Annotated in this window: 16 protein-coding genes and 1 riboswitch; of the genes, 9 read left to right on the forward strand and 7 right to left on the reverse strand. The window is 42.1% G+C overall.

The window, feature by feature from the left end:
• Positions 1-9 precede the first annotated feature (9 nt).
• From ybeY to recO, 5 genes are all read left to right on the forward strand, one after another.
• Entirely contained in the window at positions 10-483 is a 474-nt protein-coding gene (ybeY, locus tag NXG62_RS02785; RefSeq protein ID WP_427113473.1) for an rRNA maturation RNase YbeY, read from the forward strand.
• Positions 480-869: a cytidine deaminase gene (locus tag NXG62_RS02790; protein WP_427113474.1), complete on the forward strand. Its 390-nt coding sequence runs from the start codon at positions 480-482 to the stop codon at positions 867-869. Before ybeY ends, NXG62_RS02790 begins: the two co-directional genes overlap by 4 nt.
• Positions 870-913: 44 nt before the next feature.
• Positions 914-1,813, forward strand: a complete 900-nt coding sequence (era, locus tag NXG62_RS02795) for a GTPase Era (protein WP_427113475.1) — start codon at positions 914-916, stop codon at positions 1,811-1,813.
• Between the two features lie 109 nt (positions 1,814-1,922).
• Positions 1,923-3,164: a hemolysin family protein gene (locus tag NXG62_RS02800; protein WP_427113476.1), complete on the forward strand. Its 1,242-nt coding sequence runs from the start codon at positions 1,923-1,925 to the stop codon at positions 3,162-3,164.
• Positions 3,151-3,924, forward strand: a complete 774-nt coding sequence (recO, locus tag NXG62_RS02805) for a DNA repair protein RecO (RefSeq protein ID WP_427113477.1) — start codon at positions 3,151-3,153, stop codon at positions 3,922-3,924. Before NXG62_RS02800 ends, recO begins: the two co-directional genes overlap by 14 nt.
• Before the next feature lie 4 nt (positions 3,925-3,928).
• Here recO and NXG62_RS02810 read toward each other — a convergent pair whose 3' ends face one another.
• A complete protein-coding gene (locus NXG62_RS02810) occupies positions 3,929-4,441 on the reverse strand; it encodes a hypothetical protein (protein WP_427113478.1) in 513 nt (170 codons plus the stop codon).
• A 305-nt stretch (positions 4,442-4,746) separates the two neighbouring features.
• Between NXG62_RS02810 and NXG62_RS02815 the strand changes: the two genes are divergently transcribed.
• Positions 4,747-6,081, forward strand: a complete 1,335-nt coding sequence (locus NXG62_RS02815) for an MATE family efflux transporter (protein WP_427113479.1) — start codon at positions 4,747-4,749, stop codon at positions 6,079-6,081.
• Between the two features lie 89 nt (positions 6,082-6,170).
• On the opposite strand, the gene NXG62_RS02820 is transcribed toward NXG62_RS02815, so the two are convergent.
• The 3 genes from NXG62_RS02820 to NXG62_RS02830 are packed head-to-tail and all read right to left on the reverse strand — an operon-like array spanning position 6,171 to position 8,712.
• Complete coding sequence (locus NXG62_RS02820; protein WP_427113480.1) at positions 6,171-6,995, reverse strand: MetQ/NlpA family ABC transporter substrate-binding protein; 825 nt, start codon at positions 6,993-6,995, stop codon at positions 6,171-6,173.
• Between the two features lie 39 nt (positions 6,996-7,034).
• Complete coding sequence (locus NXG62_RS02825; RefSeq protein WP_427113481.1) at positions 7,035-7,688, reverse strand: methionine ABC transporter permease; 654 nt, start codon at positions 7,686-7,688, stop codon at positions 7,035-7,037.
• Complete coding sequence (locus NXG62_RS02830) at positions 7,669-8,712, reverse strand: methionine ABC transporter ATP-binding protein (RefSeq protein WP_427113482.1); 1,044 nt, start codon at positions 8,710-8,712, stop codon at positions 7,669-7,671. Before NXG62_RS02830 ends, NXG62_RS02825 begins: the two co-directional genes overlap by 20 nt.
• A gap of 76 nt (positions 8,713-8,788) precedes the next feature.
• A riboswitch (SAM riboswitch) is annotated at positions 8,789-8,887 on the reverse strand.
• Positions 8,888-9,073: 186 nt separating this feature from the next.
• Here NXG62_RS02830 and hpf point away from each other — a divergent pair.
• The gene (hpf, locus tag NXG62_RS02835; RefSeq protein ID WP_427113483.1) at positions 9,074-9,598 is read left to right on the forward strand and encodes a ribosome hibernation-promoting factor, HPF/YfiA family; all 525 of its coding nucleotides are present in this window, start codon (positions 9,074-9,076) and stop codon (positions 9,596-9,598) included.
• A gap of 98 nt (positions 9,599-9,696) precedes the next feature.
• On the opposite strand, the gene putP is transcribed toward hpf, so the two are convergent.
• The 3 genes from putP to NXG62_RS02850 all read right to left on the reverse strand — a co-directional run bounded on the left by putP (position 9,697) and on the right by NXG62_RS02850 (position 12,810).
• Positions 9,697-11,199, reverse strand: coding sequence for a sodium/proline symporter PutP (gene putP / locus NXG62_RS02840; RefSeq protein ID WP_427113484.1), 1,503 nt, complete (start codon positions 11,197-11,199; stop codon positions 9,697-9,699).
• Positions 11,200-11,598: 399 nt separating this feature from the next.
• Entirely contained in the window at positions 11,599-12,414 is an 816-nt protein-coding gene (locus tag NXG62_RS02845) for a family 1 encapsulin nanocompartment shell protein (RefSeq protein WP_427113485.1), read from the reverse strand.
• A gap of 27 nt (positions 12,415-12,441) precedes the next feature.
• Complete coding sequence (locus tag NXG62_RS02850; RefSeq protein WP_427113486.1) at positions 12,442-12,810, reverse strand: hypothetical protein; 369 nt, start codon at positions 12,808-12,810, stop codon at positions 12,442-12,444.
• Between the two features lie 313 nt (positions 12,811-13,123).
• Here NXG62_RS02850 and NXG62_RS02855 point away from each other — a divergent pair, with 313 nt between their 5' ends.
• The gene (locus tag NXG62_RS02855; protein ID WP_427113487.1) at positions 13,124-13,468 is read left to right on the forward strand and encodes a hypothetical protein; all 345 of its coding nucleotides are present in this window, start codon (positions 13,124-13,126) and stop codon (positions 13,466-13,468) included.
• 195 nt (positions 13,469-13,663) lie between these two features.
• The gene (locus tag NXG62_RS02860; RefSeq protein ID WP_427113488.1) at positions 13,664-14,572 is read left to right on the forward strand and encodes a lysophospholipid acyltransferase family protein; all 909 of its coding nucleotides are present in this window, start codon (positions 13,664-13,666) and stop codon (positions 14,570-14,572) included.
• The last annotated feature ends 12 nt before the right edge of the window (positions 14,573-14,584 follow it).

Raw genomic sequence — 14,584 nt, forward strand, 5'->3', positions numbered from 1 at the left:
GTTGATAGTATGAACATTAACATTAATTATGAGCAGGAAACAGTTAAAAACGCGGAATATGAAGCGGTCATCGAACAAGTATGTTCAGAAGCGGCGATTGTATATGGGTTAGGTTCCCATACGGAAATAAGCGTCCTTTTGTGCCATAACGAGTATATACGCAGTCTTAATAAACAATATCGTCAAATAGACCGGCCTACGGATGTTTTGTCATTTGCATTAAATGAAGGAGAAAATTCTGATTATGAGGGACCGGATGCCAATTTGCTGGGGGATATTGTCATTTCACTGGAAAAAGTACAGGAACAAGCGGATGAATATGGTCATTCTTTTGAACGAGAATTGGCCTATCTGACGATACATGGCATGCTGCATATATTGGGGTATGATCACATGACTGCGGAAGACAAGCTGGAAATGCGCAAGGAAGAAGAATTTATTTTGCAGCGGTTAGGCTATGTCCGCGCAGGTGAAGTGTTATGATCGATGAGACAACAGTAGCGATACTGATAAAAAAAGCAAGAGAAGCCCAGCAGCATGCTTACGCACCCTATTCACATTTTTCTGTTGGGGCGGCGGTATTAACCGAAGATAACCGTATGTATACGGGATGTAATGTGGAAAATGCATCTTACGGACTTACTATGTGTGCGGAACGCAATGCAATAGGTAGTGCCGTGGCAGGAGGCTGCCATATGTTTCGGGCGTTGGCCCTTGTCGGGGAAAATCCGGATTGGATTACACCGTGCGGTGCTTGCCGCCAAGTTATGGAAGAATTTCATATTCCTGAAATTATTTTGACAAAATCAAATGATACGTATAAAATAGTATCACTCCGGGAATTGCTCCCGCATGCTTTTAGTTTATGAACGTATTTTAAAACGGGAACACCATAGAAAATAAGGAGCTATATATGGAACAAAAATTTAAATCTGGATTTGTAGCGGTTGTTGGCCGTCCTAATGTGGGAAAGTCGACGTTGATTAATACGATCATCAAGCAGAAAGTAACGATTGTATCCGATAAGGCGCAGACCACGCGGAATCGTATTTTGTGTATTCACTCTGATGATGCTTGCCAAATTATATTCTTGGACACGCCGGGTATTCATAAACCGAAGCACAAGTTGGGGCAATTTATGGATGAAGCTGCCTTTTCTTCCATGAAGGATATTGATGCTGTACTTTTTCTGGTTTCTGGAAATGAAAAAAAAGGACCAGGTGATCAATTTATCATACATAAACTAGAAAATACAAAAGCGCCTGTTTTTTTAATAATTAATAAAACAGATGTGATGAACAGGGGAGATGTTTTGCAGAAAATTACAGAATATTCGTCGCTGTACCCATTTAGCCAAATTATTCCGGTATCTGCACGGACGGGCGAAAATGTGGAAGTCATTCTCGAAGAACTGAAAAAAATACTACCCGAAGGACCTAAATATTTTCCTGAGGATATGATTACGGATCAACCGGAACGATTGTTGGTAGCAGAAATCGTCCGGGAAAAGCTTTTTCGCTGCATGCAGGAAGAAATTCCACATGCTATTGCCGTGTATGTGGATGAAATGAAAACACGAGGCAATGCTAAAGTATATATACGCATGACCGTGTATGTGGAAAGAGAATCGCAAAAACATATTGTCATCGGTAAAAATGGTACTGTTTTGAAAAAAGTAGGCCAGCTGGCCCGCCAAGAGATAGAAAATATTTTGGGATCGCCTGTTTTTCTTGATATATGGGTAAAGGTGAAGCGAGATTGGCGAAATCAGGCGTCTGCACTCAGTGAATTTGGTTATAAAAACGAAAGATAGGAGAAGATGACTTATCGAAGCAACATTACAAGCAGTGCCGCAATATATACTATTATTAATCCTGTGTCTTATATGCAATGCCATTTTCGTAGCCGGAAAATTTGCCTTTGTGCAATTACGCCGTGAATATATTGAAGAACTTGTCCGGGACGGTAAAGAAAATGCGAAATTTCTATTGACATTGTATGACAGACCGACAGTTTTTCTGGGTATGGCCCAATTGGGGATGGCGATCTCCAGTTTAGCGGCAGGCGTTGTTATTACGCTGCTGTTCGTTCATCTATATCCGCTGCTGTCAAATAGTATTCCGTCCTGGTGGCTTTTGTGGCTGGTATACCTGTTCTTGTTTCTTGTGCTGGCCATTGTGCTGCAGTGGGTACTTTGTGAACTGGTACCTAAATCTTTGGGACTGGAGCGGGCGGAAAGCAGTCTTATGACGGTCGGGCATTTTATTTATTTTTGGAGCCGTTTGTTATTTCCGGCTATTCAGTTTGGTAATTGGTTTGGACGGAAAATCATGGGACTGTTGGGACTCAGTGTGACCAATGAAATTGACATGGCTCATTCAGAAGATGAAATCCGCATGCTGGTTACTGCCAGCCATCGGGAAGGGAAAATCGATCAGGTAGAAAGTGAATTGATCGGAAATGTATTTGATTTTGCGGACAGGCTGGCAAAGGAAATCATGGTTCCGCGCCAGGAAATCGTCTGTCTTTACGTAGGCGATTCGACAGCAAAAGATATGCAGACGATCCGAAAATCACGGCATACACGATATCCGCTATGCAGTGAAGATAAGGATCATATTTTAGGATTAGTCCATATTAAAGATTTTATGGATCTATATCTAAATCACCGCAGTAATCTGCGCCTTATTACCCGGCCGATCCTTATGGTCCCGGAAGTGATGCACGCATCTAAACTGCTGCAGCTGATGAGAGCCCAGCGGACGTATTTGGCCATTGTTGTTGACGAATACGGAAGTACAGTCGGCCTTATTGGACTGGAAGATATTATGGAAGAATTAGTAGGTAATATTCAAAATGAGCATCATGCGGAAAAGGAAGATATACAGCCGCTGGCCGATGGGGAATATGAATTTGATGGCACCGTTTTGTTGGAAGATGTAGAGGAACTTCTTCATATCCCGGTAGAAGAGGATGTGGATACGGATACGATCGGTGGTTATATATTTAATTTATTAGGCCATACGGCTTCTGTGCGCGAAGAGGTGGAAATCGGGAATTATCGGTTTATTGTTCTTGAAATACAGGGATTTCGGATCAGCCGGGTCAAAGCGGTTCCTAAACTAGCGGTGAAAGACGAAAACGGTGAAAATGATGAGGCATAATACAGGATATAATGCTGCACGGTATCAGCGATTTGACGGAGTGATTCTGACTATAAAAAAAAACCATTCATCCTATCAGATAATGACCGTATTTACCTTGCAGCAGGGATGGTTTCGCGTTTTTTTGAATACATCCAGAAAACATCGCAATCAAGGGATTGGCAGTCTTTCTGCTTTAAGCATTATTACCTTTGATGCTTGGGAACGGGGTGGCTCGCTGACACTCGGCGAATATGAATGCGTAGTTAATACGCTGATTTCCTATTTGACAGTAGAATCGTATGCATATGCACAAATATGTATTGAAATGGTACTGCATCTTATACCTGAGAAGGCAGCCGATAGGAATGTATATGGACTCCTCTGCCGGTATAGCAAACTGGTAGGGGAAAAAAATGAGCGGATCCTTACCGTCATAACCGGCTGGCAGCTCGTCGCGTTAGCGGGGTTCTGTCCTGATATCGATACGGTGCATATATATCGAAAGGGCATTACCGATACGGGCAGACCGGTATATTATTTGTCGGAGGAACCCGAACCTGCATTGCCGGCAGTCATGTTGCCTCTTTCGGTACAGCAGCTGTGGAAGACTATTTTAGCCTATGATTGGAATGCAGCACAGCCGCTGCAGATCAGTAAAAGAGCAATTAGCTTTCTTGAAGAATTGCTTTACAGCTACGTCCAGCAATGTACGGAACAGCCGCTCCGGGCAGTCGACTTTTTATATACGATGGAAACACAACATAATAGCAGATCGTAGAAATTTACAGTATCTGCGATCTGCTATTGTTTTTACAGTAAGGGGGATACAACATATCATACTTCCAGTTTTTTTTATGATCTTGTATCGAAAGGGATAATACGTTGTATGTGAAAGCACTGCGGATAATAAGAGTATCATAAGACGGATGCCAATAGTGGCGGATACTATTTCGGGATACATTCAAATGATACGTTATATGTGTTTTGCATGCGGCAACAAATTGGCTTATATGATTCTTACGATGCCGGGAATGGTGTTTGAGAATCATATGAATATGATTGGGCATAATAACATAGCAGTCAATGCCGATACCGTGGGATTGGTTTTTCAGTGATTCCATGCCTCTTGCTGCTGCCTGTCCCAAAACGGTGGGGATCCAGGTGGCGGCATTTTTTTCTGTCTTGATTTGTCCGAATAGGCAGTGGTGGTGCAGTGTTTTAATGGTGATAAACTGATGATGTGCTATTGCAAATGGTTCTGTTGGATACGTTCCGTCCTCAAATAATGTTTTCAATCTAATCACCTCTCCTATTACTATAAATAAACAAAATGAAAATAAGATTATGAAACGTTTTCTATAGATTAAAAATAAGTAAAACAAACATACATTTATAAATATATTTGTTAGAGACGGATTAAAATGTTTTTTAGATGTTCTCCGTTTACCGGAATATATAGTTGTTTTTTTATCACAGTGTGTTATAATAATCTCACTGCATAGTAGGAAAGTGAGATTGGTTTGCAGAATAATTAAGAATGTTTATATGTTTCAATGACAGTCTGCTGTTTGCGAATACGTGTTATAAGGAGAGAATATACATGGTTCATAGTATGACACAGGGGAACCCTATCCGGCTGATACTGGCCTTTACGGTTCCTCTTTTGATTGGTAATGTTTTCCAGCAATTTTATAACATTGCCGATGTTATTATTGTCGGCCGCATTATCGGAGTCCATGCGTTAGCTGCAGTGGGGGCAGCCGCTCCCTTATTCATGGCTGTTTTAGGGCTGACTATTGGGTTGACATCAGGATTTACGGTTATTACAGGACAGTGTTTTGGCGCAAATGATGCCGACGGAGTGCGTCGATCCGTAGCGATGTCGGTCATGTTGTCGCTGGCGGCTGCTATTTTATTGATGGTCATATCGGCGCTTTTTATGCCGGTATTTCTCGGCTGGATGAATGTATCGTCGGAGTTATATCAAGATTCGTACAGTTATGTTATTATTATTGCCTATGGACTTGTTGCCATGGTAGCCTATAATTTGCTGGCATGTATTGCCCGGGCCTTGGGAGATAGCAAAACACCGCTTTACTTTTTAATGCTTTCGTCCGTACTTAATGTCATACTGGCAATTGTTTTTATATTGCAATTCGGCTGGGGAGTACCGGGATCGGCCATTGCTCTCGTGACGGCGCAGGGAATCGCTGCTGTATCGTGTTTTCTGTATATGCGGAAACGATTTCCCATTTTGCGTATGCAGCGAAGGGACTGGCAATTTGATTGGGATTTTGCTTGGAAACATTTGCGAATGGGATTGCCTATGGCTGTACAATTTATGATTATTTCCTTAGGCCTTATCGTTATTCAATCTGTATGCAATACATTTGGACCGGAAACGATTGCGGGATTTATCTCTGCTACGCGATTGGAACAGCTGGCCTTGCAGCCGATGGTTTCTTTTGGTATTGCCATGGCTGTATTTACCGCACAAAATTATGGAGCGCAAAAATATGATAGAATTCGAGAAGGGGTAAAGCAATGTTCGCTGGTATCTTTGTTTTTTTGCGGAGCCGCGGCAGTGTCTATGTTTTTCTTTGCCAATGAGCTTATCAGCCTATTTACTGCAGAATATGATGAATTGCTTATGCGGCAAGCTTCATTATATATTAAAATGTCTGTCCCTTGTTATTTCTTTTTAGGTCAGATTTTTGTATATCGAAATGCGCTGCAGGGCATGGGGATTTCTATTGTTCCGCTCGTCAGCAGTTTGCTCGAACTTGTCGTTCGCGGAATCAGTGCGCTGGTACTGGCTTCCATGTGGGGATACTTCGGTATTTGCTGTGCCAGCCCTATCTGTTGGATTACGGCATGTCTGTTTACCGGCGGATGTTACTTTTATGTACGAAATACAATGATGAAAAGGAATTGACGGTCGATTTCTATGCATAAAACAAATCCCCGCCGGGGAATGATCCGGCGGGAATTTGTTTTATCTTACGTAAAAATTATATGCGTCATTTAAAACGCGGGAAGAATGGTTCCCTGGAAATGTTCCAAAATAAACTTTTTAATGGGTTCTGATTGATAAATCTCCAATACTTTTTTATAGGCAGGGTTATCTGTATCTTCTGCGCGAACTACCATTACGTTAGCATACGGAGAGTTTTTGTCTTCTACAAGAAGAGAATCTTTTTGTGGATTTAGACCGGCGGGAATCGCATAATTTGTATTGACGCAGGCAAGATCGGCATCATCCAATGAACGGGCAATTTGTGCCGCATCTAATTCAAGGAATTTAAGATGTTTGGGATTCTCTGTGATATCGGTTACCGCGGTATCGACGGAAGTACCTGTTTGGAGTGTGATCAGCTTGGCCTGCTGGAGCAGCAGTAACGCTCGGGCTCCATTTGTTGGATCATTGGGAATAGCGACAGATGCGCCGTCGGCAATATCGTTTAGATTCTTGTAGGTATGGGAATAGATAGCCATAGGAAGAATGATGGTCTTACCGATGGAGGCCAGCTTTAATCCTTGCTTTTTGACCACGTTATCTAAATATGGCTGATGCTGCATGGAATTCATATCCAAGTCTTTGTTGGCAAGCGCCGTATTGGGCTGCACATAATCGTTGAATTCTACGACATCAAGATGGATTCCCTGTTTAGCCGCTTCCTTTTTGACTTCATCCATGACTTCTGCATGCGGACCGGCAGTTACCCCGATTTTGATATCTTTTTTTTCTTGACTGGCTGTCTGAGTGCTCGAACTGCCGCAGCCGGCAGCAAAAAGGCACAGTACTGCGATAGCAGCGGCGATGCCTATTTTTTTGTTTACTAATTTCATGAACATACTTCCTTTCGTAGGGAAATTTTACGCAGCAATTTATTTTTTGTTTTTCTTGCGGGAGGTGAAATCTCCGCCGAATTGAATGACGTTGACAACCACGATAAGTATGATAATGGTTGCCAGCATAACGTCGGCCCTGAATCGCTGATATCCATAACGGATCGCGATGTCCCCCAGACCGCCGCCGCCGATGGCGCCTGCCATGGCCGAAGCACCTATCAGATTGACGATGAGGACCGTTATATTATTAATGATCGTCGGCAAGGCTTCCGGAAGTAATACCTTGCGGATGATCTGTAAAGGAGAAGCCCCCATGGATTGTGCCGCTTCTACAAGGCCGAAATCAACATCGCGGATCGATGTTTCTACAAGACGACTCAAGAACGGGATAGCGACAATCGTCAAGGGGACGCAGGCCGCCGTTGTGCCGATAGAAGTACCGGCAATAAGACGCGTCAAAGGTATAATGGCGACCATAAGGATGATAAACGGCACCGACCGAATGATATTGACTATCGTGCCGAGAATCTGATGAATATATTTATTTTCTAAAATATGATGTTTGCTGGTTGTAACAAGGGTTATTCCCAAAGGAATACCGATAAGAGCCCCGATGAAGGTAGAAATAAATACCATAAAGGCCGTTTCCTCAATACCTTGTAATAATAACTTAATGATTTCTTGGGACATAACCTAAAACCTCACTTCCGATTGGTAATTCTTTTATATAAGCCAATGCTCTTGTCTGTGTTTCCATATCGCCCATCAGGGTTACAATAAGATACCCGAACGGTTCGTCTTGGATATAGTCAATATTGCCGTAGAGGATGCTGATATCGGCGTCAAACTTGCGTATCAGGGTAGATACGATAGGATCTTTTGTGATACAGCCCTTAAACCGCAGGCGTACGAGCATGCAGCGATTCGGTGCCGGCTGATCGGAAACACCGAGTTTGACGATCCCTTCAGGCAACTCCATATTAATCACAGAATGAACAAATTCTTTCATCGTTTCCGACTGTGGGTTCGTAAATACATCGACGACGCGGCCCGATTCTTTAATAATGCCGCCTTCAATGACAGCCACGCGGTGGCAGATCGCTTTGATAACCGCCATTTCGTGCGTAATAATGACAATGGTTAAGTTAAGCCTCTTGTTAATATCCTTTAACAGATCAAGAATAGACTTTGTCGTCTGCGGATCCAGTGCAGACGTAGCTTCGTCACAGAGCAACACATTAGGATCACTGGCGAGGGCGCGGGCGATACCGACACGCTGTTTTTGTCCGCCCGATAATTGGGCCGGATAATTATATTGCCGGTCTGTCAGTCCGACTAGTTCGAGCAGCGACCCTACTTTGCTGCGGATTTCCTCCTTGGAAGCGCCGAGAAGTTCCAGCGGAAAAGCAATATTATCATATACCGTGCGGGAAGAAAGCAAATTAAAATGCTGGAAAATCATGCCAATATGTTTTCGTTCCTGGCGCAGCTGATGTTCATTCATTTTAGTTAAATCGTCGCCATCGATAATAACCGAGCCCGATGTCGGTCTTTCCAGCATATTAATACAACGGATAAGCGTCGACTTGCCGGCGCCGCTCTTGCCGATAATGCCGAAAATTTCCCCGTCATGAATGGTAAGGGAAATCCCGTTTAACGCTTGAACCTTGGTTTTACCGCCGTAGTTCTTTGTAATGTCTTTCAAATCAATCACAATATCAACTCCTAAAACATCTTAAAAATGAGTACAAAAAAAACCGTCAACAGATGACGGCTAACTTTGCGTACAAGGTTCATCTGCCGGAACAAATCCGATGGAATTGGCACCTTCCCGTGTGGGGGTTGCCGCAGCGTCATCAGGCCATTCCCTCAGCTGCTCTGGATGAATACAATATAGTATTGTTGGTGTAAATAATACCATTGTTCCTGATAAATGTCAACAAAAAAAGTATTTTTTTATAAGCAGGAGTTTTATCTGCATTTGTTGAATATAATACATATAAAGGCTGGTATCCGCAATGTTGTATCCTGCTTATAGAATCGCGGTTACGGGCTGATGAAAGGAAGGGATTGGTATGGCAGCAATCGTTAGAGGAAAGAATATTGAAGTAACTCCGGCATTAAAAGACTATGTGTTGAAACATGAAAAAAAAGTAACTAAATATTTTGATAATGAGGTAAATCTCCAGGCGCTTCTTTCTGTTGAAAAAGAACGCCAGATTGCTGAAATCACACTGAAAGTAGACGGCGTGGTATTAAGAGGTGTGGAAGCAAATGAAGACATGTATGCGGCTATCGACCTTGTATTTGATAAAATGGTCCGGCAGATACATAAATTTAAAACAAAACTGGCTCGCCGTATGAAAGGCGGGGCCTTTAAAGATGAACTGGTTGTCGGCAAGACGGAACCGGAAGAAGTATTTGAAATTGCCCGTGTTAAAAAATTCGCTGCACGACCGATGGATGTGGAAGAAGCCATTCTGCAGATGAACCTTGTCGGGCATGATTTCTTTGTATTTCTCAATTCAGAAACAGATATGATCAATGTAGTATATAAGCGGAAACATGGAAAATACGGAATCATTGAACCGGAATATTAAATGCAGCAGCTTGAAAGTAGCGTAATACATGTGTAAAAATCCCTCACGGCGTATGTACAGACTCCCATACGCTGTGGGGGATTTTTGTCACTATGAAATTATTCTTCCGAATTGATTTTTGAAATTTTTTGTTTAAAATGAATGGCGTTGTCGAATTCTTTCTGTATCGACATATCGGCACCGCCCTCCCAGACACTGACAAGGATAATAGCCAGAAGAGAGAATATAAAACCGGGTACGATTTCATATAAGTCGAACCAAGCAAATTGTTTCCAAATCAGCACGGTGACACCGCCGATGATAATGCCTGCCAGTGCTCCGTTTTTAGTCATTCTTTTCCAGAACAAGGAGAGTAATATAGTCGGCCCAAAGGCAGCACCGAAACCGGCCCAAGCGTAGGCAACCATGGTTAAAATGTAGTTATCCGGATCCAGCGCCAAGTAAATAGCCGCGGCAGACACGACCAGTACGGTTATGCGGCTGACGTAAATCAATTCTTTTTCACTGGCATGGGTACGGATAAAAGTGTGGTAGAAATCCTTGGAAATAGCGGATGCCGTTACCAAAAGCTGGGATGACGCCGTACTCATAATAGCTGCCAATACGGCAGACCAAATGAGACCCGACAGGAATGGCGGAAAAAGCTGTTCGCTCATAATAAGAAACACTTTTTCTGAATCAGCTCCGATAAGCGGCGCTGTCAGTACGACTTTGCCGACCAGTCCGACAAATACAGCTGCCGATAAAGAAATAATAACCCAAGTCATTGCGATATGTTTAGCCTTGTGTAATTCGGAGGCATCCTGGATTGCCATAAAGCGAACTAAAATATGGGGCTGTCCGAAGTAACCCAATCCCCAGCCGATGGCAGAAATAATAGCAATGATACCCGCAGGACCCTTGTCAGGGACTAAATCAAGGAGCTGCGGCGAGGTCGCTGCGACACGTTCCAGAATGACATCGAATCCCCCGGCATATAAGCTTCCGGCAACAGGAACCAGAACAATCGCCAAAAACATCATGCAGCCTTGAATAAAATCGGTCCAGCACACAGCCAGAAATCCGCCGAGAAACGTGTAAATGACGACAACGCTGGCACCTGCCAGCAGTGCCGTAAAATAATCCATGCCAAAAACGATTTCAAACAGTTTACCGCCGGCGACAAAACCGGAAGAAGTATAAATCAAAAAGAAAATAAGGATAAAAACAGCGGATATAAGACGAATAAGATTGGTATCGTCGTGAAAGCGGTTTTTTAAATAATCAGGCATAGTTAAGCTGTTATTGGCAATTTCTGTGTAGTTGCGCAGGCGAATAGATACAAAATGCCAGTTCAGGTAGGTGCCTAAGGCTAAACCAAAGGCTGTCCAGAAAGCTGAAATACCCGTGGAATACGCAAAACCGGGCAGTCCCATCAGCATCCAGCCGCTCATGTCAGAAGCTTCTGCGCTCATTGAGGTAATCCATGGACCCAGACTGCGGCCGCCGAGAATATAGTCGCTCAGCTCCTGCTGCGAACGATAATAATAGACACCGATTGCCAGCATCAGCAATAAGTAAGCCGCAAAAGCAATTAATACACCTGTATTTGTTTGAAACATAAGAAAAAACTCCTCTCAACGGGAAAAGATCCCATTTCTAATGATCTTTTACATGACTATATATACATATATAATAAAAGATAAAATAATAAAATTAAAAATATGTTTACATTTTACTTTACTTTACTGAATCAAGCAAGGCATTATTCCTATGGACGTTCATGGGACAGGTGCCGGAGACTGCATACATAGCGGCGGTATACGGAATTATTTATAGATAGTACGTTACAGAATCATACGTGTTACCGCATCTGTAAAACGGTATATGGGAAGAAAGGTATAATGCAAGTGCAATAACAAAATAACATGACGGTATTGCCATCATGACCTAATGATGGCAGTACCGTCATGTTGTTTTGTTAATAAATCAAATATACTGTTTGTAAATAATCGTAGTTGTTACTCAAAAACTACAATGGACTGTGGACGTTTTATCCGTAAACGGATTGTTTCGAGAATACGAAAACGATGATTGAGGTCTACTTCTTCTAAATATGCCGTTTTTAAATCCTGACCGACAACCAGATCTATATTGCTGCTATCCGATGTTACCAACACGGCTTTATTGTGGCCCAATATGGGGGTGGAATATACTCGTTTGTGCAGCAACTCCTTTATGCGGTCCACTTCCAACAATCCCGTACCTGGTTGGAGGCGGTGGAGCTGTAAATACAAGTCGGAACTCAGTACTAACGAATAGGTTCCATATATTCCCTTTTCAATTAACATAGTAATTGCGGTGGATATATCTGTGAAAGCATTTTCACCTATTTTCCAATCGGACTTCTTTAGCGTATGACTACCTGCGACGGTTAATAAACCTTCGATTTCTAATGCGTCATTGCCAAAGAAAATAAGTGTATCTTCACGGATTGCTGCCTGCTGAGCAGCACTGTCGGCTTTGGTCAAATCTATCGGATATCCTAAATGAAGCGAATTTTGTATATCTCTGCCATATAATGTAAAATCTGTATATACGGTCGGCAGTTCGACAAATTTTCTGCCGATCGTAGTTAGAATACCGTCTGTTGCTGTTTCCTTAAACGTGTCGGCATCGTCAATCGTAACGGTATTCACACCTATGCCCAAGGGTCCGAATAAGGGAATGAATTGCCGTCCAGTTAAAATACTGCTGGCTGATTGGGTAACTGTCTTATCGATTTGAGCCCACAGTTCTTCCTGTATAGGGGTGTCGCTTCTCGTTAAATAATCCATATCAATATCCCTCCCGTATAGTTTATATTACTCATCTTTTATTAAACTGCCAATAGTCGAAACAGGTGTGACTGCCGGTGTTTTTGAAACCACTTCTTCCGCTGCGTTTTTCATTAATTCATTTACTTCCGATTCACCTGATAAAAATAAATCCGCTTCTTGGGGATCGAGAATACGTAATAGCGTCATTAATTCGCCGACGTGTGCTTTTTCTTCGTCGCGAATATCGGAAAGTACCTTTATAGCAGCCTTGTTATCGGTAGCTTGTACATGGGCATCGTAAAGGTAGATTGCCTCTAACTCCCCGGAGATATCCAGACGAATTGCCTGTATTAATTCTTCATTTGTCAGTTTTCGATTGACATTCATCCCAAACGGATTTGCAAAATCGGCCATAATTCCATCCCTCCCATACATGTAAATAATAACATAATATATACTTTTCCACACTTTGTATTATATCATGAATAAGAATTATTTGTAAGATATGGTTGTTCTTATTAATTTAGTGGTTGGAGGGTGTAGTATTTTGGATGATTTTATAGTAAAATTCGAATTGATATATTTATATGGCGAAAGCAGCCATATAAATATTACAACTATGTCACAGTTCCGTCTAATTTTCAGTTCATCAATAGACGGCAAAAAAAATATGGCTTATAATACATATACGAATAGAGAAAGAAAGTTGTAAAGGAGGTATTCTGAAATGAAGAAAATAATGAGTACATTACTTTTAGGTACATTTTTAGTTACATTTAGTGGAATCGGAATAACGAATACCTATGCGATGCCGTCGCGTGGCCCACAATGGCAAAATCATGATGAACACTGGCAGCGTAATCACGATCAACAATGGAGAAATCATAAACAGGAGTGGCGAGACCATGATAGAGAATGGCGAGACCATGACGGGGATCGTGATTGGCAAAGAGCACATGCCCATGAATGGCATGATTGGTATCGGTGGCACCATGATAATGGGGATGATGGATTCAGTGAATTTTTATTGGGTACCATAGTGGGTGTTGTTTTAGGTTCAGCACAGTATTGAGTTAGAAGCATATAAATAGAAATGGATGCTTTTTTATTTATAACAAAAACTGGTTAACTATCTGATATAGCTGATAGAACATGAATATCCATGCTTTTCAGCTATATTTTTTGTGCCTTAAATAGTATAAAATATATAGAAGATGCCAAATAATGGCAGAGAAGGATACATTCAAAGAAAAGGGGCAGCGTAATTTTGTCGAATAATTGGCAGTATACAGTCATACGAGGTGTAAGTAAGATCGTTTGTCTTTTTTCATATCCAACCGTTTTGTTTGTTGGAAGAGGATTGGGCCCCCTTATGAAAACGATATTGAAGAAGCAGCAAAAACGAGGTGTCTTTCATGTGATGCGCGGTCTTGGCTGCAGTGAGAAAAAAGCGGAATGGATTATTGATGCCATGTTTAAAAATTTGGGGCAGTCGTTAGTTGAAATTTTGTATACGCCGAATTTAAAGAAACAACAGGTATTGAACCAGGTTTCTATTGATCATCCGGAACGGATAGAAGCGGCATTGAAGGAACAAAAGGGAGTGATTATTTTAACCGGCCATTTTGGCAATTGGGAATGGTTAGGAGCCGTACCTGCCCTGTACGGATTTCCCGTAACCGTAATTGTAAAAAAACAGCCGAATGATCAAGTCACCCGCTTTTTGAATGAAAATCGAGAAATGATGGGAATCGAAATCTTTGTTCGCGGCGGAAATGAAATGATATGTGCGGCGAGGTCGTTGAAACGAAAAAAAATATTGGGATTTTTAGCGGATCAAGACGGCGGATTCTACGGAGTTCCTCAAATGTTTTTGGGGAAAATGGCATCCACTCCCAGAGGACCGGCGACATTTGCTGAAAAATTTCATTCCCCTATTCTGCCTATTTTTGCCGTTCATGATAAAAATCATCATAACCAAATTATCGTAGGGGAAGTGATGCGTTATGAAGACACCGGACACCCGGAAGAAGATATAGCGCGCCTGACGCGGAAAATGGCGTCGTTGACGGAACAATTTATTAAAGATCATCCGACGGAATGGTTATGGTTTCAACACCGGTGGAGCACCAAACCGGAAGATATGATTGCACTGCAGGAAAAGAAAAATAAATAAGAACAGACAGTG

This window comes from Megasphaera sueciensis (assembly GCF_050219315.1).
Classification (GTDB): domain Bacteria; phylum Bacillota; class Negativicutes; order Veillonellales; family Megasphaeraceae; genus Megasphaera_A; species Megasphaera_A sueciensis.

Bases quoted from the DNA above. Each gene is read 5' to 3' on its own strand.
- ybeY (WP_427113473.1), top strand. From the start codon at position 10: ATGAACATTAACATTAATTATGAGCAGGAAACAGTTAAAAACGCGGAA.
- NXG62_RS02790 (WP_427113474.1), top strand. From the start codon at position 480: ATGATCGATGAGACAACAGTAGCGATACTGATAAAAAAAGCAAGAGAA.
- era (WP_427113475.1), top strand. From the start codon at position 914: ATGGAACAAAAATTTAAATCTGGATTTGTAGCGGTTGTTGGCCGTCCT.
- recO (WP_427113477.1), top strand. From the start codon at position 3,151: ATGATGAGGCATAATACAGGATATAATGCTGCACGGTATCAGCGATTT.
- NXG62_RS02815 (WP_427113479.1), top strand. From the start codon at position 4,747: ATGGTTCATAGTATGACACAGGGGAACCCTATCCGGCTGATACTGGCC.
- NXG62_RS02820 (WP_427113480.1), bottom strand. From the start codon at position 6,995: ATGAAATTAGTAAACAAAAAAATAGGCATCGCCGCTGCTATCGCAGTA.
- NXG62_RS02825 (WP_427113481.1), bottom strand. From the start codon at position 7,688: ATGTCCCAAGAAATCATTAAGTTATTATTACAAGGTATTGAGGAAACG.
- hpf (WP_427113483.1), top strand. From the start codon at position 9,074: ATGGCAGCAATCGTTAGAGGAAAGAATATTGAAGTAACTCCGGCATTA.
- putP (WP_427113484.1), bottom strand. From the start codon at position 11,199: ATGTTTCAAACAAATACAGGTGTATTAATTGCTTTTGCGGCTTACTTA.
- NXG62_RS02845 (WP_427113485.1), bottom strand. From the start codon at position 12,414: ATGGATTATTTAACGAGAAGCGACACCCCTATACAGGAAGAACTGTGG.
- NXG62_RS02850 (WP_427113486.1), bottom strand. From the start codon at position 12,810: ATGGCCGATTTTGCAAATCCGTTTGGGATGAATGTCAATCGAAAACTG.
- NXG62_RS02855 (WP_427113487.1), top strand. From the start codon at position 13,124: ATGAAGAAAATAATGAGTACATTACTTTTAGGTACATTTTTAGTTACA.